Genomic DNA, 21079 nt, shown 5'->3' on the forward strand with positions numbered 1-21079 from the left:
TATTAAGTCAAATTGGTATCAAATAGGGTTTGGAGAGCTAGCATTTTGATGCAACTTCACATCAGAGAAAAAACCGCTGCGGTTTTAGAAGCAACAGGTAAATATCGCAAAGTTGGTCGCGCGGTTGATATATTTCTTATTACTCTCATTCTTACGAATGTTGTCGCGATTGTACTTGAATCTGAGCGAGACTTAGCGAAGGCATATCATTATTACTTTCTCACCCTGGAGCTTGTCAGCGTTGCCATATTCGCAGTGGAATATCTGCTCAGGCTATGGTGCTGTGTAGATAAACTCGACTATCGCCACCTTGATTTACCAAACTGGAAAAAGCGCCTTAAGTATTTAGTATCACCTCTTGCGCTGATCGATCTAATCGCAATATTACCCACTATTTTAATGGCATTTATTGCCTTTGATTTGCGTTTTTTAAGGGTGATCCGCTTACTGAGAATTTTTAAACTCACGCGTTACTCAAGAGCAATGCAACTATTACTCGCAGCATTTAAAGAAGAGTCTAGTTCTTTGTTAGCAGCATTTTTTATTATGAGTGTTGTGCTCATTATGGCTTCTTGCGGTATTTATTTAATTGAGCATGATGTCCAGCCGGATAAGTTTGGCTCAATTCCCAAGTCAATGTGGTGGGCGATGGCGACACTCACCACTGTAGGTTATGGTGATGTTGTCCCTATAACCCCATTAGGACAATTTTTTGGTGGTGTGATCACCTTACTCAGTATGGGAATGGTGGCGATCCCCACAGGGTTGTTGGCATCAAGCTTTGCAGATCAGATGCGAAAGCGCAGAGATGCCTTTCATGAGGCTGTGCTACATGCTTTAGTGGATGGTGAGGTTGATAAGAATGAAAAAGAACACCTAGAAGCGTTAAGACTTGAATTAGGGCTGAGCCAGCTAGAAGCCAACCAAGCCATTAAACTAATGGCAAGCCAACGTGTGCATCACATGTATTGTCGTCATTGCGGCAAGCGGCTATAGCCGCTGCTGCATTTTTAGCATCTCAGCCACTTGCTCGCCAGCTACCGCGGGACTATATCGGTATCCCTGATAGTGATCAACATGCTCTGCTGTTATTCTTTGCAGTTGAACATCGCTCTCTACACCTTCAGCAACACACAAAAGCCCTAACCCATGGGCTAGATTCACACACGAGCGAACAATTAAATAACTCTCTGGTTGCTCTGAAATTTGCTCAATAAACTGCTTATCTATTTTTATTGCATCAAGTGGCAACTGCTGCAAGTAAGTCAATGAGGCATATCCAGTGCCGAAATCATCCATATAAATGCTGCAACCCAGTGACTTGAGCGCCTTCATAACTTCTACTGCACTTTCAATGTTGCTCAGCATCGCGGTTTCTGTAATTTCAAACGTCACATATCTCCCGTCCACTTTACTGCGCTGCAACAGGCTTGCTATCTCTTCAACGAGCCCTTCATAGTCAAAGTTAATCGCAGATAAGTTAACAGATACATATACATCTGGTTGTATGGTTTGCCAGTGTCTCAACTCGATTAGCGCCCGCGATAGTGTCTGTAGTGTAAGCTCTGTCACTACACCTGTTTGTTCAGCGGCTAACGCAAATTCTTGGGCACAAAACTCATCATTGTCAGGCCAACGCAACAAAGACTCAAAACCTAGCAACTTGCCACTTTGAACATCGACGATAGGTTGGTAGTGATTACTGAACTGGTTATTTTTTAGCGCGTTCATCAATGCTTGTTCGACTTCCCGTGAGCGCCTTACTTTGCCGTTCATTTCTTCACGGAAGAATTGATAAGCTGAGACTTGTTTTATGAGCACATGATCAAGTGCTGCTTTTGCCGCTTGGCTCAGGGCAAAAGCATCTAAGGCATCATCAGGATACATTGCAATTCCAATAACAGGCTGCATTGCTACACTTTGACCTGACACATTAAATGGGTTGGCAAAAGAGTGAAGTAGGCACTGCACATACTGCTGAACCTGTTCAGGGTGATCTAATCCCTCCATCAATACATAAAACAACTTGTCTTGACCAATGGCTAAGCTGTCTAATTCACGAAAACAACAACGTAGCTTTTTCGCCAGCAAGGGTAATAATTCGGCCACAAAATCTGTACCGTAAATATCATGAAGGTGTTGCAAACGGCTAAACTTGATAACCAGCAAAGCATGTTGAGTTGGGTGAACTTGAGATTGCTTAATCACATGTTGCACTCTATCCATCAATAGCGCTTTGTTGGGCAGGTTAGTTTGTAAATCATAATTAGCTAATTGATATAGTTCTTTTTCGCTGCGCTTTTGTTGACTAATATCAGTTAACACCACCACATAGCTGTGTAACTCCCCCTCGCTATTGGCTACTGCAGATATTTTCACTAAAACATCACGTTCATCACCATTTGGTAGGGTTACAACCTCTTCGGAGCTAATGTGTTGGTGCACAGCCAAAGCCATCGTTTTTCGCAGATACATTATGCGCTTTTGCCGCGATACACCAAGTTTCACGGCAGTACTAGAAGATGGGATTGACTCCAAGTTGAAAGCATTTTGCATCGCTCTATTGCATACTTGAATACGTAAATTTTTGTCTAGGATCATGACCCAATCACGAGTTTGCTCAAATGCAGCGCCAAATAGTGCTGCCCGCTCCTCAAATAAACGTTCACGCGTCAAGTTAGTATAAGTTCCAGCTACTTGAGTGGGATTACCATCTTCCCATTCCAGCACTTTGCCAAAGTCTTTATACCATCGCCATTGCCCTTGGCTGTCTTTTAGGCGGTATGTACAATCGATAAACCCTTTATTTGTAGTCACAAACTCTAGCCACTGTAGTCTGAACATTGCCCTATCTGCGGGATGTATTTTTTGCAGATAATCGTCAAGTCCGACACTTTCAAGATCGTAATCTAGTTCATTGATAAGTCTCGGTTGATAAATTAACGTGCTCCCAGCATGCCACTCCCATACCCCTGAGTTACTTCCTTCAAGTGCCATTTTTAGCCGAGCCTCACGATCTTGTGTGGCTTTGTGGGCAGCTAAGATAAGCTGCTCAACGCGATATTTTCGATAACTCCAAAGCGACAATAGCATCAGCGTTAAAAACACATAACCCGCTATCGCAACTGGTGAGCGCCACGCAGGATAATTAACCTTTATCGTCAATTTTGCAGGAGGCGTATAGTCGCCAGTAAGGGGGTCTTTTGCCCATACTTTTAGTGCGTACTCACCGGGATTCAATTTAGGGAAAACAACTCGATTTTGATTGCGGCTCAGGATTTTTTGACCACCCGATATCTGGTATTCATAGATGATCCTATCTTGATAGCTAAATGCCATTGCTGAGAAAGACACCTCTAAGCCAATATCGTCATGTTCTAATTCTATATGCTCAAACTGCTTCAAACCCGCTTTTTGATTTGGCCGAGAAATTAAGTCCACACTGGTAATATTGACATGATCCAACAGCGGTTTTTTAGGGCGGTTATCCTCAGGAGCAAAAAGCACAAAGCCCTTGAGCATGCCGTAGCCAATCCTACCATCTTGCAACACCACAGAGGCACCGCCATTAAATTCATTAGAGAGAATGCCATCTTCGGTAGTAAATTGTTGCAGGTGCAAATTATCTGGGTCAAGCCGCCAAATCCCCTTGTGTGAAGACATCCATATCATACCCTCGTCATCTTGGCGCATTTCGTACATCAATGTATCTATTTTATGTGCTTTTAAGTCAATATTATAAATTGGCTCGTAACCGTCTAATGTCATACCGATTAAACCAAACGAAGATAAAGACAACCACAAGATGTTATTTTTATCTATCGTATATGTGGTGATGTCCACCGCAAGGTGCTTGTTTGCTTTTGGGGCTTTGTATATTTCTGTTAGTGTTTCACGCTGTGGGTCGTACTGAAATAGCACCCCCGCATTATAATAGAGTGGCTTGGTTAAATCGTTTGGCAAAGGTGGATAAAAGCCATAAGCAAGAAACGGATCAACGCCTTCAAAAGATTGCTTTAAATGCGTTAATTCTGCGCTATCTATATCATAAACAAACATTCCCTTATCGCTATTCACAAAGTAGAACTTACCATTATTTAATAGCTGTCCACCTTTGACAAAAGCGGTTAATATCTCTTGGTCTTGCGCGTTATTGGCTTTTGGCCTAGTTAACTTATGTGTAACGGGATCGAATACAAATAGGCCTTTTACGGTAGTTAGCCACAATTTATCTTTGTATTGAGCTATCCTCCATACAATAAACTCAGAGAGAATATCATCACCCATATATCCTTTAAAAAACTGTTTGGTCTCTCTCGTTTTTGGGTCGTACCGGGTTAAGCCATCATTTGTGGCTAACCAAATATAGTCTCGCGTTTCGTGCATTGCCCAAACATTGCTGTGCGAGAAGCCTTCGCCCGTTACGGTCAAATCGCTAACATTATCAAAGGCTAAGGTGCTATCCGGTAAGTAAAATGCACCATCCTCTTTGGTCGCAACCCAGATCCCGCCGTGGTCATCTTTTGCAATGTCGATCACACTGGTATTTGAGGGAAGAAATACACTTGACGATAAACGCTTATCACGAACTGCCGTACCCTCGGAAATATCGTAATAAACGAGTCCCTTATCTGTTCCGAGCAGCAAGGTTTGCTGATCGTGCTGAAGTATTTTCCAGATATTCAAATCAGGAAGTAGCGTTTTAAATGTTACCTTGGCGTCAAAATCTTGCAGCAGTTGCGAGATATCAAGCTCATACATACCCTCAACTGCGCCAAGCAGCAGCTTGTCATTATTGAGAATAAATAGCGATTTAGTGTTAGTTTGATAAGGATGTGCAACATCCGAAATGTGCTCAAGCTGACGCAGTTTTTTTGTTGGTAAATGATACGCAAACAAACGCTCTGATGTAGCAATAAATAAAATATCTTGATGTTGATTAACAGCTCTAATAAAGCCATTGTCTTCATTCAATGGCAGGGTAACTTCTGTCACTAATTGACCAGAACGAATATCAAGTGTCGCCACTTCATTTGTTCTGACTGCCCACATGTGCTGATCATCTTTGGTTAGCACTAAGTCAACCATATTGTTGTAAAACTCTCCCTCCGTTGAGGGAGGCTCAATGTACTTTCGGTAGCGGTCGGTCGTAGGGTCATAACGCAGTAACCCTGCGATGGAAGTAGTGATCCACACACCGCCTGAATTATCCTGATAAATATAGTTAACCTGCACTTTATCAAGCACCCCGTCAGGCCCCTCTACCTCTAAAACTTGATAGCCATCATAACGGTTAAGCCCTCCCTCTGTTGACAACCATAAATACCCCTGCTGATCAATTAACAGTGTATTTACGTAACTCTGGGAGAGCCCTTCAGCGGGTGATAATCGAGAGATTTGTACAGCATTTGCTAATGAAGAAAACAAAACAATACAAAAAATAAAGCACAGGCGAAACATAAAAAGCCAAAGTTGTTAACTAGGCGTAATACATTGCCACGAGTTGACGATTTTGTCCAAGATAACTCGCCAAGCGTGACGCAAGTTCATCGGGAAGCGGTTGCGCCTTATCACAAAACCCCAGCGTGAGGTAAAAGGAGCGTAGATGGGTATATGCGAAAGTATAAACTGGACTATGTGGATTAGTTCCTTGAAACTGGCTCAACGCGTCAGTAATAAGTGCCTTTGCAATACCCCGACCACGCCACGACTGGCTAACATACACACCTACTAGCAACCAGTGTTCTGCTACTGGTTGCAATCGACATGCAGCTATAATACCAGTGGTGTCTTTAACGACCCAAACAAGATCATGCTTTGCCGCTCTTCCTCTTGCTCCATGTGCATCATAAAACTTATTCACCAAAGGAGTCATAATAGGCGCTAAGCGCTCTATGTTATACATCAGGCAAGCATCAAACTGAGATAGTATTCAAACTTTTGCTTTAATATGTCTTGCTCAGAGAGAGGGCGTTGATTAATCGCATCATAGATTGCTTCGCGACTTTTTTTGCCACGCTTTATTTGGTAAGCCCAAAATGACGCTTCATATTCAAGCTGGATCTGATACTTTTCTTGCCTTGGCAACAAACACAAGTTATGGCTCATCGTGCTATTCGAAGTAGATTATGGATGGCTATAGTTTATCATAATGACTTCGTGGGGCAGCAGCAAAAATTTCTCCTCTCCCCCAACAAGGTATGCCTTTATACAATAAAGTATGTATAATCGAACGCAGAGTAACCATTTGTAGCATTTAAAAGGAGCCAGATTGAAAGCTACACTCCTGTGTTTAGTCCTTGTCGTTTTGTCCGTTACTTGTACCGCAAGTGAAATACCAAAAGTAATGAGATTCAACAAACCGCCTCAAACACCACAAGCGTTATATGTCATTGAGTTGATGGAGTTGGTTTACAAAGAGCTCGGCATTGAGATGAGACTTGAGGAGTTCAATCATAAAAGCTCTCTGATAGCGGCAAATGCCGGTAATTTAGATGGCCAACTTGGTCGAGTGGCAAGTATCGAGGATGATTACCCAAACCTCAGGCGTGTAGACTATCCTTTATTTCAATTTACATTGCAGTTATTCACGCTATGCAGTGATTGTACACTAAACAACCTAAGGTCTCTCACTATCCGCAGTGGTTATCCCGTCGCCAGCACCTACTTGAACAAACATGGCGCTGATGCGTATATCATCAATGTAAAAAGCGTGGTTGCTCAGCTTAATTTAGTCATGCAGAGACAAGTCGAAGGCGCTTTGCTCCTCGATTTTCATTTAAAACCTCACCTGCGCAATATTAATGAAGACAACTTGCAAATAAAGGACTTAGAAGTAGTTGAAAGTTTTCATTTTGTGCATAAAAGGCATGCCACATTACTACCTCTTATCAAAAAAAAGCTCTCAGAGTTTGAGCAAAAAGGTGTGATAGATATGCTCAAGGCTAAATATCAAATTTAAAGTTTTCTCCTCCTTGCTCGTCTACCTGCCCCGCTTTCGCTTTACGTTGTAGGTATCGTTTATAGCGCTGCTGACATAATGCAATCACCTTACGCTTTTGCTCATTATTTAATAAATTCCATGCAAAGCGCTCTTCTCGACTACGATAACACCCGACACAATAACCGCGATTATTTACCTGACAGATCCCCTTACACGGACTTGGGATCTCAAATATCTCAATTTGTTCCATGTATAACTCAACCCCTTTGCCCCTTATCTAAGCATACTGCTTAGAAGCTGCGCTGCCAAGGTTATACCAATTTGACTTAATGCTTGCTCAATTTGAAGGAGTAAATCTGACGCTAACAGCGTTAAAAATTTCTTATTTAGCACAACTAAATAGCAAAATTTTTGCCTTGTTATCGACAGATTTTCTCACCTCAAAATAGACCACTTAATTAAGAAAATTGGTATTATAAGGCGCAAGTTAAAACCTAGCGCACCAAAAACAAAAAACCCAGCGCAAGGCTGGGTTTTTCAAAAGCTCAGAAAACTTACTTTTTCTTCACGGCTTTTTTGTTTGGTAGGTCAGTAATTGAACCTTCAAATATTTCAGCAGCTAGACCGATTGACTCGTTTAGCGTTGGGTGAGCGTGGATAGTAAGCGCTAGGTCTTCACCATCAGCACCCATCTCTACTGCTAGGCCGATTTCACCAAGCATTTCACCAGCATTGATACCAACCATAGCACCACCGATCACACGGCCTGACTCTTTATCAAAGATAAGCTTAGTTGAACCTTCAGTACGTGCAGAAGCAATCGCACGACCAGAAGCCGCCCATGGGAATACCGCAGTTTCAATGCTTAGACCTTGCTCTTTTGCTTCTTTCTCTGTCACACCAACCCAAGCGATTTCTGGATCTGTGTATGCAATTGAAGGAATACATTTAGGATCGAAGTAGTGCTTCTTACCAGAGATAACTTCAGCAGCAACGTGACCTTCATGAACCGCTTTGTGCGCAAGCATAGGCTGGCCTACGATGTCACCGATAGCGAAGATGTGATCAACGTTGGTTTTCATTTGCTTGTCAGTGTTGATGAAGCCACGCTCATCAACATTTACGCCCGCTTTGTCTGCGTCGATTAGCTTACCATTCGGTGTACGACCAACAGCAACTAGTACTTTGTCATAACGAACTTGGCCTTCTGGCGCTTGCTTGCCTTCGAAAGATACATAGATACCGTCTTCTTTCGCTTCAACAGCAACAACCTTAGTAGAAAGCATCACGTTAAACTTGTCTTTAACGTACTTTTGGTAAATCTTGATAACGTCTTTGTCAGCCGCAGGTACCAGTTGATCAGCAAACTCAACTACGTCAATCGCTGAACCTAGTGAACGGTAAACAGTACCCATTTCAAGACCAATGATACCACCACCTAGTACAAGTAGCTTTTCAGGTACGTCTTTAAGCTCAAGTGCACCAGTAGAATCAATGATACGCTCATCTTCAGGGATAAAAGGTAGGCTTACAGGCTGAGAACCTGCTGCAATGATTGCATTATCGAAAGTTACTGTTTTCGCGCCGTCAGCACCTTCAACCGCAATGGTGTTAGAACCTGTGAACTTACCGTAGCCGTTAACGACAGTAACTTTACGCATCTTAGCCATACCGCTAAGACCGCCAGTTAGTTGACCAATTACAGACTCTTTCCATGAACGGATTTTGTCTAGGTCGATTTGTGGAGCACCGAAAGAAACACCGTGAGAAGCCATTTCAGCTGCATCGTCAATTACCTTTGCAACGTGAAGAAGGGCTTTTGAAGGGATACAACCAACGTTCAAGCACACACCACCTAGCGTGTCACGAGATTCGATTAGTGTAACGTCTAAACCTAAGTCTGCTGCACGGAATGCCGCAGAGTAACCACCAGGACCACCGCCTAGTACAACAACTTGAGTTTTGATTTCGTTGCTCATGTTATTACCTTAACTGTTATTTGAACGGGTTTACTCGTTAAGAGTAGCCGACCCAAAGTGCCTGCCAAACACCCGATTCGGGGCACAGGGCAGAGAGAGTTATTATTGCTCGAAAGTGTATCATTCACACTCCCTATTGTCCCGCCTAAATATCAAGCGGAACAATAAAATACAAGAAAACCGCATCACCTAAGTGATGCGGTTTCTATTCTTACATTACTAACTGGCGAATATCGCTTAGGTAGTTTGCAAGAGTCACAGTAAAGCGAGCTGCTAGTGCGCCGTCAATGACACGATGGTCGTATGAACAGCTTAGCGGCACCATTAGGCGCGGCTCAAACTCTTTACCATTCCATTTTGGTTTGAAGTCTGACTTAGACACACCAAGAATCGCCACTTCAGGAGCATTAACGATTGGCGTAAACGCCGTACCGCCGATCCCGCCAAGGCTTGAGATAGTGAAACAGCCACCCTGCATGTCAGAGGATGTCAGCTTACCATCACGTGCTTTCTTAGAGATTTCCATCAATTCGCGTGATAACTCAATGATGCCTTTTTTATTCACGTCGCGAACAACAGGAACTACAAGACCATTTGGTGTATCAACTGCGATACCGATATGAACATACTTCTTCAGAATTAAGCTCTCACCATCTTCAGATAGCGAAGAGTTAAACGTTGGGAAGTCTTCAAGTGCTTTTGCGGCGGCTTTCATCACGAATACTAATGGCGTGATCTTCACACCCATTTTCTTCTTCTCAGCAAGTACGTTCTGTTCTTTACGGAACGCTTCAAGCTCAGTGATATCGGCTTCGTCAAACTGTGTAACATGTGGGATTTGTACCCAGTTACGGTGAAGGTTTGCACCTGATAGCTTGTTGATACGAGAAAGCTTCTTCTCTTCAACTTCACCAAACTTGCTGAAGTCTACTTTTGGCCAAGGAATAAGACCAAGTTCACCGCCACCGGTGTTGCCACCTTTTGCGACTTGACCAGACTCAACTTGCTTAACCAGCTCTTTCACGTAGTTTTGTACGTCTTCTTTTAGTACACGGTTCTTACGACCTGTACCTTTAACACGAGCTAGGTTAACTCCAAACTCACGCGCTAAACGACGTACCACAGGTGATGCGTGGGCATACTGATCATTGGCCACAAAATCATCTTTTTGTGCCGATGCTTTTGGAGCTTCAGATTTCGCTGCTGGAGCCGCTGATTGCGCTGGCTTTTCTTCAGCTTTAGCTGCTGCCTGAGGTGCAGGTGCCGCGCCTTTCACTTCGAATACAAAGATTAAAGAGCCCGTTGATACTTTATCGCCAGCATTAACTTTGATGGCTTTAATCGTACCTGCGAACGGTGCTGGCACTTCCATTGAAGCTTTGTCGCCTTCAACCGTGATAAGCGATTGCTCTTCTTCAACGCTATCGCCTACAGCAACCATGATCTCAGTGACTTCAACTTCGTCACCACCGATATCTGGTACGTGTACTTCTTTTTCAGCTGATGCTGCTGGCGCTTGTTCCTGTGCTGGTGCTTGCGCTTCAGAAGCTGCTGGCGCATCACCGCTACCTGCAACTTCAAAAGTGAAGATCAATGAACCCGTTGACACTTTGTCACCCGCGTTGATTTTCACCTCTTTGATAGTACCTGCAAATGGTGCAGGTACTTCCATTGAAGCCTTGTCGCCTTCAACCGTGATAAGTGATTGCTCTTCTGCAACAACATCACCAGCTGCCACTAAGATTTCTGTGACTTCAACTTCATCGCCACCAATATCTGGTACATGAACTTCTTTCACTTCTGTTTGACCTGAAGTGCTGGCTTCTGGCTTGGCTTCTTCCGCTGGCTGTTCTGCAGCTGTTTCTTCACCTGCTGCTTCAAAAACCATAATCAAAGAACCAGTCGAGACTTTATCGCCTTCGGCTATTTTGATTTCTTTCACCGTACCTGCCACAGAGGCAGGTACTTCCATTGATGCTTTGTCGCCTTCAACCGTGATAAGCGATTGTTCTTCTGCAACCGTGTCACCTACGCTTACTAGGATCTCGGTTACTTCAACCTCATCGGCACCAATATCTGGAACATGAATTTCGATTGCCATTACTCGTCCTCTTATGCGTAAAGTGGGTTAGTTTTGGTGGTGTCGATATCAAATTTCTTGATAGCGTCAGTCACAGCTGATTTTTCAATCTTGCCTTGCTTAACTAGCTCACCAAGTGCAGCAACTACTACGTAACCTGCGTTCACTTCAAAGTGACGACGTAGGTTTTCACGGCTGTCTGAACGACCGTAGCCGTCTGTGCCAAGCACTTTGTAAGATGCGCTCGGCATAAATGCACGTACTTGATCAGCATAGTTTTTCATGTAATCAGTAGCTGCAATAGCTGGCGCATCGCCAAGCACACTCGTGATATAAGGTACTTTTTGCTCTGCTTCTGGATTTAGCATGTTAAAGCGCTCAGCATCTTGACCGTCACGAGCAAGCTCGTTGAATGACGTTACAGAGAATACATCAGAACCGATACCGTAGTCGTCGCTTAGAATTTGCGCCGCTTTACGCACTTCGTTCAAGATAGTACCCGAGCCCATTAACTGAACCTGTGCTTTGTCGCCAGTGTAGCTTTCAAGCTTGTAAATACCTTTACGAATACCTTCTTCAGCGCCTTCTGGCATTGCTGGCATATGGTAGTTTTCGTTCATAAGCGTTAGGTAGTAGAACACGTTCTCTTGCTCTGGACCGTACATACGGCGGATACCATCTTGCAAAATAACCGCTACTTCAAATGCAAACGTTGGGTCGTAAGAAATACAGTTCGGCACCGTACCTGCTTGAATGTGCGAGTGACCGTCTTCGTGCTGTAGACCTTCACCATTTAGCGTTGTACGACCAGCGGTTGCACCAAGTAGGAAGCCGCGCGCTTGTTGATCGCCCGCCATCCACGCCATATCACCTACACGTTGGAAACCAAACATTGAGTAGTAGATATAGAACGGGATCATTGGTAAATCGTTGGTGCTGTATGAAGTTGCCGCAGCCACCCATGAAGACATCGCGCCTAGCTCATTGATACCTTCTTGTAGTACCTGACCAGAGGTTGCTTCTTTGTAGTAAGAAACAATATCGCGGTCTTCAGGCTTGTAATTTTGGCCATGTGGGTTGTAAATACCGATTTGACGGAATAAACCTTCCATACCAAAAGTACGTGCTTCGTCAGCAATAATAGGTACGATATTTTTACCAATACTCTTATCTTTCAACAAGATATTTAGTGCACGAACGTAAGCCATCGTTGTTGAAATATCACGTTTTTGCTCTTCAAGTAGTGGTTTAAACGCATCTAGTTCAGGTAGCGTTAATGCTTCTGTGAAGTTAGGCAGACGCTTAGGCGTGTAACCGTGCAGCGCGTTACGGCGAGCATGTAAATACTCGTGCTCTTTTGAGCCCTCTTCCAGCGTTAAGTATGGTAGGTCTTGTAATTGCTCGTCAGACACTAAGTCATCTAGGCCTAGACGTGAACGTAGATGCGCTACGTGCGTCATGTCCATTTTCTTAACTTGGTGAGCAATGTTCTTACCTTCAGCCGCAGCACCCATGCCGTAACCTTTTACGGTTTTAGCTAAGATAACTGTTGGACGACCTTTGGTTTCTTGTGCTGCTTTATACGCCGCAAATAGCTTAGATGGCTCATGACCACCGCGCTTCAACGCGAAGATTTCTTCGTCAGTCATATCAGCAACCAATGCTGCGGTTTCTGGGTAACGACCAAAGAAGTGCTCGCGTACGAACGCACCATCTTTTGATTTGTAGGTTTGGTAATCGCCATCAACTGTTTCGTTCATCAGTTGTAGTAATTTACCTGTGGTATCTTTAGCAAGTAGCTTGTCCCAACCAGAACCCCAAACCACTTTGATCACGTTCCAGCCAGCACCTTTAAATAGGCCCTCTAGCTCCTGAATGATCTTACCGTTACCCATTACTGGGCCGTCAAGACGCTGTAGGTTACAGTTGATTAGATAACATAGGTTGTCTAGCTTTTCACGGGCAGCGAATGAAATTGCACCACGTGATTCTGGCTCGTCCATTTCACCATCACCAAGGAAGGCATAAACGCGTTGCTCAGAGGTGTCTTTTAGACCACGGCCATCTAGGTATTTAAGGAAGCGCGCTTGATAGATAGACGCGATTGGACCTAGACCCATAGAAACCGTTGGGAACTGCCAGAATTCAGGCATTAATTTAGGGTGTGGGTATGAAGAAATACCGTTACCGTCGACTTCCTGGCGGAAGTTGTCTAGCTGCTCAGCGCTTAGGCGGCCTTCAACAAATGCACGAGCATAAATACCCGGAGAAATGTGGCCTTGGTAATACACTAAATCACCACCGTCCTTCTCGTTTGGTGCACGGAAGAAGTGGTTGAAACACATTTCATAGAATGCAGCTGACGACTGGTAAGAGGCCATATGCCCGCCCAGCTCAAGATCTTTCTTCGACGCACGAAGTACGATCATAATCGCATTCCAACGGATGATAGAGCGAATACGACGCTCAAGGTTCACATCCCCTGGATACGCAGGCTCTTGATCTGCTGGGATAGTGTTGACATAGTTAGTCGTAGTGCCTGTTGGCATATCTACGCCATCAAGACGCGCTTGCTCTAATACTTGCTCTAACAAGAACTGAGCGCGCTCTACGCCTTCTTCTTTTACGACCGACTCAAGCGCCTGTAACCATTCTTGGGTTTCTAGCGCGTCTACGTCAATTTTATTGACTTCAGACATATGGAGTGTTCCTTATGTTTAAAATACGAATTTATTCTATTTGTGCCAATTCTTACTGAATCAAGCCCGATTACTGCTGCTTAGTTCTACGCAGTGAGCGCTCTATTCGCGAGCGCTCTTTACCGGCTTCTAATAACGCTTCTTCGATAAAGGCTAAGTGGGCGTTACTAGCAAGTCTTGCTTGTTCAGGGTTACCATTGATCACCGCATCTAATAACAACTTTCTGTGCTCACCGAGCTGCTCACTGACGTCTGATTTTTGCACCAAGACAGTTAAGTTTTGCAGCACGTTTTGCTCAAGCAATGACTGCATCCCTTTTACAAGATGAAGCAGGACGACGTTGTGCGACGCTTCTGCAACGGCAAAGTGAAAAGCATTAATTGCCCTTGCCTTTTGCATCAGGTCATCACCTATCTGTGCTATGTTGTCAAAGCTTTGTTGTACCTTTGCAAAGTCATTCTCTGTGCCCCTGAGCGCCGCATAGTAGGCTGCAATGCCCTCTAGTGCATGACGGAACTCAAGTAAATCGAACTGAGATTCAGGGTGTTTACTGATCAAATCGAATAATGGATCAGTTAGCCCCTCTTCAAGCTGATTCTTAACATACGTACCACCACCTTGACGACGGGTTACAAGCCCCTTTGCTTCCAATTTCTGGATAGCCTCACGTAGTGATGGACGCGACACTTCAAATTGCTTAGCTAGCTCACGCTCAGGCGGCAACTTTTCACCCGGTAATAACGAGCCCTCGAGGATCATATTCTCAAGCTGTTCTAGTATTACGTCCGATAGCTTTGCTGCTTTAATCTTTAAAGACATTGAAATAACGCCAATTTTTTATGATGTGACCTAGCCAGCTCGCTGACTTATTTTAATCAATTTGGTAAGAATTAACTTCATAGGTAAATTGGTCATACCAAATTTGCACAATACGTTATCAAAATCCATGACAACTGTCAAAATTCAGCTCAATTCAATAATAAGCTGAGTGTAAAAACAACAGTTAAAGTGCATAAACTTTAACCAAGAATCACGAAAATTTAAAAGGTGATTTAAATGGTCAGACCAGATAAAGATTTAATGAGGATAGCTTATAGAAGACAGTTATGATTCAAGCGCACGTTCACAATGCGCTTTAAAACGCGCAACATAGTCCATATCACTTAACAAGGTCTTTAATCCCCTGTTGTATGGTGCCAAATATTCACTATGGTGTTTGTTGATAAGTAAATACCCATGCTGCACAAAAGCTGGCTCGGGTTGGGCGACCAATAACTTTGCATCGTCAACAGGAAGCTCCTTTAGATAAGCCTTAGCTGACTTTTCATCCATGATCATAATATCGGCGCGCTCTCTTAAAATAAGTGCAATATTCTTACTTGTATAAGTCGCATAGGATGTTTTTATTGCATACGTATCAATAGCGTCTAGTAAAGCTTTAGGATAAGTTAAACCCCGGTTTAGTAACAACTTATGCGGCTTTAGATCGGCGTAACTAGTAAACTGAAAATCAAGTGTTTTATGGTGATAAAATCGCGCGGTTTCTTCTGTCAGTGGATACTCAGTATAGTGATAGTCTCGGCTACGTTGCTCATTGTAATACCAATAAGCACTGCCAACATAGGCCGCTTTCATCCCTTCTTGATATGCTCGCTCCCAAGGCATGAATAAAAACCGCACTTTGATATTTGAAAGTGCAAATGCGTCTCTTATTACCTTGGCCACACATCCTTGGTCTTGTTGTGCCTGATCTAAATAAGGCGGCCACTGTCCAGTGGTAATGTTCACATGAGCTTCAAGCGCTCTCGCATTGCAACTGATACAAACCAGTATCACTATCAACCAAACTGCTTTCATCTGCACGCCTATTTATTTTTAGAAAGAGTATAGGCGACAATTTTTGTTATGGGTACATTATTGAGAAAAAAGAACCATTTATACCAATTTTCTTAATTAATTGGTCTATTTTGAGGCGAGAAAATCTTGTCGATGACACCGCTTCCGCGTCCTGCTCACGCCGAGGTATCTACGTCTTGTAGGCAAGGCAAAAATTTTGCTATTTAGTTGTTCTAAATAAGAAACCTTTAATGCGGTTAGCGTCAGATTTATTCCTTCAAATTGAGCAAGTATTAAGTCAAATTGGTATTAATTAGCGGTTGCCAAGACAACCAAGGAACAGTATAACAAAAGCGCTGTTGGGGATATTACAAAGGAAACGACTTTGATTTGGCGAGGACTGATTTCACTGCTACTTATTATATTCCTATTCTTTTTGCTGGTACTAATTTACCCTAGCGCATCGAAAGACTCGCCCAAGTCTTTATTACAAGAGCTTGGCGAACAATTGGAGATCCAGACCAATAAACTCCGTGCTGTAATAGACCCCTCTCATGTACCGACATACAAACCGCAGCTAAACACTCAACCAGTTACTCAAAGAGTGCCCACGAAAAAGCCAGAGCAAGTACTGGAACACCTGACAGGCCACAGTGATGTGGTTAATATGTTTAGCGGCATGACAACGCCAACTTGCGCAACTTTAAAAAATAAAGTGTTTTCGTTAAACGCGCAGTCCCAAAACAACCAACAGCTGCAATTACAGCTAACAGGTAAAGAACTTAATCCACAAGCCCGTGCCCAAGCACAGCAAGTACTCCAAGTGGTCTACCTGCTATTTCAGCACTTTATCAATCAATCGGCACAAAAAAAGGCGCTCAGTCCTATCCAGCTAAATATGTATATTGCAGCCAACGATGATGAGTATAACGAGTTACTTCTTGCCCGTAATGTCGAGCCTAGTGGTACTGCTGGGATGTATTTTTTGTTTCAAAACCAAGGGTTTGTTAATGGTGGTGGTAGCGATGAACAAACCTTAAGAACATTACTGCATGAGTCAGTGCATGCGCTGGTATTTTATTATTTTGGCTTAACACCTAGGTGGGTAACGGAAGGCATAGCGGAGTATTTTGAGCACCTTAGAATAAATGAGACGGGTAGATTTACGGTATACAACTCAATTGAGGACTGGCTAACTCAACAAGGCTTGCTGCGTACACACTATACAAAACTTGATATCAGCACCTTGTTCAACAGTGAAGACCAATGGCAAACGCTGCAAAATACAACCCTTTACGCCAACACCTATCTATTCACTGGATTTATGATTGAGAACAACAGTAACGCTTTTTTTGAATACTTGCTTCAAGAAGGTAGTAATCCTTGCAATATTGTACCAGCGCAAAATATTGAAACACTCTTTCGTAGCCACAATGCGCATATTGAGTCTCAATTTGAACAATGGCGCAGCCTCCCCAGACAAATACAAATTGGTCGCTGGTAGCGCGCTTACTTTGCATACTGGTCGATTTCAACCAATTTACTTGGTCTAAGGTTTTAGCTTTTCAGCTTTTTAGCATGTGTAGTAATCGATAGGATAGCCCACAATTCAATTCCAGCAATGATACTTTTAATTGTCGGGTAGTTATAAAATACCCAATTCCATTCCCAAAACTGCTTTGCGAACTCCTCATCAAAACCAAGGTAATCAAGATTGCGAATAAAGTTTTCAAACATCGCCAGTAAATCAGCCACAATAAACAATAAACATACTGTCATTAATGACATGTCGGAGATAGTAAAATGCACTTTCCCACAGGGCTTATTTCGTACTCTTTGGACTGCCCTTGAAATCACAGGACGATATGCTAACACGATAAAGTTAACCATATCGGTAATAAGATGAATGGTATAGATACGAGTATTTTTCCATAGGTGCAAAGCATCTGCATTTAAGCCAAAAACATTGAAGTGAAATACTGAATACTCGAGCGTTATAATAGTTAATTGGATCGCACAAATATGTATGGCATTCACGTTTTCTCGATACCAAATCATAATCACTACAAGCGCTGTAATCACCCCCATACGATCTAAGAAAGGATGATCTAAATACAAGACACTTAGAAGTGTAAAATGCAGTGCAAGTAGCAGCTTCATATTTTCAGGAGCAAAGCCTTAAATGTTATTTTTAAAGTGATTTAGTCAACAAATTCAGAAATATAAAACATCTGGCTGTTACAATAAATTCGGATTATACATTCAAGATTGAAGCATCACTCTAGAGTGATGTTCGTTAAGAAAAGTAACTCTACTTTTTAGAAGAAATGTTATCGGTTCTATTTGTATCTTGCTCAGTATCACACTCCCTAATTTGACACATCAGACCTTTGATATCGATGGAGCAGTAAATACATATTTGCAAAAATTGATCTATCCTAGGCTGCCCTACCCCATTTTCCCAATTTTCAATTGTTTTTGGAGATACACCAATTTTATCCGCCATCTTTTGCTTAGAAATCCCCTTGCGACTTCTAAGTGCACGAAGGTCATCTCCTGTTATACTATTTTTAAAGAAAAACAAAGCTGTTACACCCCTACCAAAATACTGTAATAAAAATTGAAATACTGAATTGTCACACAGTTTTTATATTTCAACCTTTATAGAGCAACACCATAAAATGGTAACAAAAAAAAAGTCAACAAATGAAGTATTACTCTTCACTACGTTACAAATCGTATATTAATTCGGCACCCCAAGCAAATATAACAGCTGTAGCAGTGAGCCTTCACAAATAGCGGCGTCAGCCTGTTCAACCACTTTTGGCTTGCCGTGAATGGCTACACCGAGCTGTGCTTTTGCCATCATCACCAGATCATTTGCGCCATCACCAATAGCGACTGTTTGTGCCATAGGTATACTTAACTGGCCTGCTAACTGCTCAAGCACTTTCGCCTTTTTATCGGCATCCACTATCTCTCCTAACACTTTGCCAGTTAGCTGCTCGTTAGCCACTTCTAAGGTATTAGCAAAAACAGCGTCGAGCTGTAACGGTGCGATTAGCGCTTCTGCAAACCAAGTAAAACCACCGGAGGCAATGGCTAAAGACCAGCCATGTTGTTTTAATGATTGGCACAGCACTGCAATACCAGGCATCAATGGGAGGTTTTCCTTTAACGCTTGGATCTGCGATAGCTTCACACCTTCAAGGGAGGCGACACGACGATGTAGGCTTTGTGCAAACGAAAGGCTCCCCGCCATGGCCTGCGCTGTGATAGTTGCCACTTCATCAAACCTGTCAGCCAATCTTGCAATCTCATCAATACATTCGATTTGAATTGCGGTTGAGTCCATATCCATCAACAACAACCCAGGGCGCTCAAGCGTTGGTGCTTGGCTTATAATTGCACCTTGTAGATGTAACGCATCAGCCACAGCCCTAACCTGTGCCTTAGTAGGCAAATGTGGGGTATCAATGCTAAAGGCCAGCGCCACAGGCAGCGATTTATGTGGTTGATAGGCACACACATAAATAGGCTGCGCGGTAAACTCAGCAATAAACTTAGCTAATTTTATCAAGTGCTCACTAGCTATCTCTTCACCAAAAAAACAAAGTGTTTGCCAAGTATTAGCAAGCGGCGGATTTACTTGCGAGAGACTTGTGTTATTTTGATAATGATACCACTGCCCCAGCGACATCATTGTGCGAATAGGTGTTTTTAGCTCAATATCGCCTAATTGAATGATTGACGGCATAAGTTGCTCCTTGATAGCGTTAAGGCGATTTTTAACACGATTGCGCTTAACTGTCAGTATCTATGCTCGGTAAAAGCAGGTAATATTTGATAAATATGAAAAATTTACATGTCCTAGAAGCCCTAAATTCATCTCGAGGACGCAGACTGTTGCGTTTGTGTATCGCCGCTATCTGCTTGGTTATGGTTACTTGGCTTGCTTTTAACACCAGCTTTGAATCACATCGGTTATTGCACAATGGCGCTGACCTCACAGCGCGCAGCTTGACCAAGCAACTAGCAAAAAATGCTGCCTTACCGCTTTCACGTAATGATAATCCGAGATTAAGTGCGCTCGCTAACCATTTAGCTGGTGATGACTTTGTCTTACAAGTTTCTATTTATGACTTTCAAGGACGCTTTGTTGTTGGTAATGACGGTAACACAGCACCCACGCAGTACCAGCAATTGCCTCAAACACTCCCCGGTTTAAGTAAAACAAAAAGTATTATTTCTGAACCAGTTTATACCCCAACAGGCCAACCATTGGGCTTTGTTAACATGGTATATTTAACCGAAGCTGCGATGTCACAAAGCCATGCTCACTTTCACGAGCTAGGCAGAGTGGTGTTACTCATGTTGATTATCACGATGGTATTTACGTGGCAAATTGGTAGAGGGTTAAAAGGTTGGGAAGTCAAACGCAAAATTCGCAAGAAAGTAAAAACACTTGGGTCGCCAAATCGACATTGATTCAAGGCTAACACTATTACTATTGTAAATAACTTGATAATATCAATGGTAATTTATATAAATTCCAAAGACAAAGGATATGAACAATAAACTTTTTATCATTCCAAAACCAAACCCGAATGCCACTCTAAGGCTATTTTGCTTTCCTTATGCGGGAGGCTCTTCCACGATTTTTACCCCGTGGATTGAACAGGCTAATACCCATATAGAGCTGGTCTTTGTGCAATTGCCAGGTAGAGGGGCAAGACTCATGGAGTCTGCAATCGATAATATGCCTGAAGTGATAGAGGAGCTATTACTGTATAAAGACTTTATTACCAGTAAGCCCTACGCGTTTTTTGGTCACAGTCTTGGTAGTCGTATTTCTTATGCTCTCGCTTACGAGCTACACACTTTGGGGCTTCCTTTACCTAGTAAAGTCTTTGCCTCTGCCAGCCGAGCACCACATTGCACATCGAATAAAAAATATTTACATGACCTTCCTCATGATGCCTTTATAGCAAAGTTACGCGATTTAAATGGCACACCGAAAGAGGTACTAGACAATGCTGAGTTGATGGAATTGTTAATTCCACTTCTGCGAGCGGATTTCAAGATTGCCGATACCTATGTTGCCGAGCAACGTGCCCTCCCAACTCCTATTCACGTATTTCACGGTGTAGAGGATGAGATTTTAGATGAACATATTTTGGCTTGGCAAGCGCTCACCGCTCAACCTTGTACCTACAAATATTTTGACGGTGGACACTTTTTTATCCATCAATATGGCGAGGAGATGATTAATATCATCAACCAGCAGTTAACGTAACCATCGCGGTTTGGTATATAAATAAGGCGTAAAAGCTATAGTCAACAACGGCGCTTTTACCTCTTATTTATTGCTGATAAGGATACTTTATAACGTCAGAGTACGTTTGCACGATAACCTGACCCCGAAATTATTTGCTGTAAATGCCTATCGAAATAGGTATTTATACCAATTTGACTTAGTACTTGCTCAATTTGAAGGAGTAAATCTGACGCTAACAGCGTAAAAAATTTCTCATTTAGAAC

Annotated in this window: 17 protein-coding genes; 5 read left to right on the forward strand and 12 right to left on the reverse strand. The window is 42.8% G+C overall.

Going from position 1 to position 21079, the window contains the following annotated elements:
• Positions 1-48 precede the first annotated feature (48 nt).
• On the forward strand, positions 49-996 hold the full coding sequence (locus D9603_RS08700) for an ion transporter (protein WP_128731002.1): 948 nt from the start codon (positions 49-51) through the stop codon (positions 994-996).
• On the opposite strand, the gene D9603_RS08705 is transcribed toward D9603_RS08700, so the two are convergent.
• The 3 genes from D9603_RS08705 to D9603_RS08715 are packed head-to-tail and all read right to left on the reverse strand — an operon-like array spanning position 991 to position 6108.
• Positions 991-5427, reverse strand: coding sequence for an EAL domain-containing protein (locus D9603_RS08705; protein ID WP_241651628.1), 4437 nt, complete (start codon positions 5425-5427; stop codon positions 991-993). The genes D9603_RS08700 and D9603_RS08705 overlap by 6 nt on opposite strands.
• Positions 5428-5479: 52 nt before the next feature.
• Entirely contained in the window at positions 5480-5905 is a 426-nt protein-coding gene (locus D9603_RS08710; protein WP_128731004.1) for a GNAT family N-acetyltransferase, read from the reverse strand.
• On the reverse strand, positions 5905-6108 hold the full coding sequence (locus tag D9603_RS08715) for a DUF3283 family protein (protein ID WP_125250475.1): 204 nt from the start codon (positions 6106-6108) through the stop codon (positions 5905-5907). Before D9603_RS08715 ends, D9603_RS08710 begins: the two co-directional genes overlap by 1 nt.
• Positions 6109-6271: 163 nt before the next feature.
• Between D9603_RS08715 and D9603_RS08720 the strand changes: the two genes are divergently transcribed.
• Positions 6272-6961, forward strand: coding sequence for a hypothetical protein (locus D9603_RS08720; RefSeq protein ID WP_128731005.1), 690 nt, complete (start codon positions 6272-6274; stop codon positions 6959-6961).
• On the opposite strand, the gene D9603_RS08725 is transcribed toward D9603_RS08720, so the two are convergent.
• The 6 genes from D9603_RS08725 to D9603_RS08750 form a co-directional block, all read right to left on the reverse strand.
• Positions 6945-7193 carry a DUF1289 domain-containing protein gene (locus D9603_RS08725; protein ID WP_128731006.1) on the reverse strand — a complete coding sequence of 83 codons (249 nt, stop codon included), beginning with the start codon at positions 7191-7193 and terminating at the stop codon, positions 6945-6947. The genes D9603_RS08720 and D9603_RS08725 overlap by 17 nt on opposite strands.
• Positions 7194-7497: 304 nt before the next feature.
• Entirely contained in the window at positions 7498-8922 is a 1425-nt protein-coding gene (gene lpdA / locus D9603_RS08730) for a dihydrolipoyl dehydrogenase (protein ID WP_128731007.1), read from the reverse strand.
• Between the two features lie 211 nt (positions 8923-9133).
• The gene (gene aceF, locus D9603_RS08735) at positions 9134-11023 is read right to left on the reverse strand and encodes a pyruvate dehydrogenase complex dihydrolipoyllysine-residue acetyltransferase (RefSeq protein ID WP_128731008.1); all 1890 of its coding nucleotides are present in this window, start codon (positions 11021-11023) and stop codon (positions 9134-9136) included.
• An 11-nt stretch (positions 11024-11034) separates the two neighbouring features.
• Positions 11035-13701, reverse strand: coding sequence for a pyruvate dehydrogenase (acetyl-transferring), homodimeric type (aceE, locus tag D9603_RS08740; protein ID WP_128731009.1), 2667 nt, complete (start codon positions 13699-13701; stop codon positions 11035-11037).
• 70 nt (positions 13702-13771) lie between these two features.
• Complete coding sequence (pdhR, locus tag D9603_RS08745; protein ID WP_125250480.1) at positions 13772-14521, reverse strand: pyruvate dehydrogenase complex transcriptional repressor PdhR; 750 nt, start codon at positions 14519-14521, stop codon at positions 13772-13774.
• A 285-nt stretch (positions 14522-14806) separates the two neighbouring features.
• The gene (locus D9603_RS08750) at positions 14807-15559 is read right to left on the reverse strand and encodes a transporter substrate-binding domain-containing protein (protein WP_128731010.1); all 753 of its coding nucleotides are present in this window, start codon (positions 15557-15559) and stop codon (positions 14807-14809) included.
• Positions 15560-15923: 364 nt separating this feature from the next.
• On the opposite strand from D9603_RS08750, the gene D9603_RS08755 reads away from it, so the two are divergent.
• Positions 15924-17042: a DUF1570 domain-containing protein gene (locus D9603_RS08755; RefSeq protein ID WP_128731011.1), complete on the forward strand. Its 1119-nt coding sequence runs from the start codon at positions 15924-15926 to the stop codon at positions 17040-17042.
• A gap of 53 nt (positions 17043-17095) precedes the next feature.
• On the opposite strand, the gene D9603_RS08760 is transcribed toward D9603_RS08755, so the two are convergent.
• The 3 genes from D9603_RS08760 to serB form a co-directional block, all read right to left on the reverse strand.
• Complete coding sequence (locus tag D9603_RS08760; RefSeq protein ID WP_128731012.1) at positions 17096-17698, reverse strand: hypothetical protein; 603 nt, start codon at positions 17696-17698, stop codon at positions 17096-17098.
• Positions 17699-17849: 151 nt separating this feature from the next.
• Positions 17850-18122 (reverse strand): helix-turn-helix transcriptional regulator, encoded by a 273-nt coding sequence (locus D9603_RS08765; RefSeq protein WP_128731013.1) that lies wholly within the window; start codon positions 18120-18122, stop codon positions 17850-17852.
• A 159-nt stretch (positions 18123-18281) separates the two neighbouring features.
• Entirely contained in the window at positions 18282-19295 is a 1014-nt protein-coding gene (gene serB, locus D9603_RS08770; protein WP_128731014.1) for a phosphoserine phosphatase SerB, read from the reverse strand.
• A 95-nt stretch (positions 19296-19390) separates the two neighbouring features.
• Here serB and D9603_RS08775 point away from each other — a divergent pair, with 95 nt between their 5' ends.
• Entirely contained in the window at positions 19391-20026 is a 636-nt protein-coding gene (locus tag D9603_RS08775; RefSeq protein WP_128731015.1) for an AhpA/YtjB family protein, read from the forward strand.
• Positions 20027-20105: 79 nt separating this feature from the next.
• Positions 20106-20834 (forward strand): alpha/beta fold hydrolase, encoded by a 729-nt coding sequence (locus tag D9603_RS08780; protein ID WP_128731016.1) that lies wholly within the window; start codon positions 20106-20108, stop codon positions 20832-20834.
• The last annotated feature ends 245 nt before the right edge of the window (positions 20835-21079 follow it).

Source organism: Pseudoalteromonas sp. PS5, assembly GCF_004103255.1.
In the GTDB taxonomy this organism is placed as follows: domain Bacteria; phylum Pseudomonadota; class Gammaproteobacteria; order Enterobacterales; family Alteromonadaceae; genus Pseudoalteromonas; species Pseudoalteromonas peptidolytica.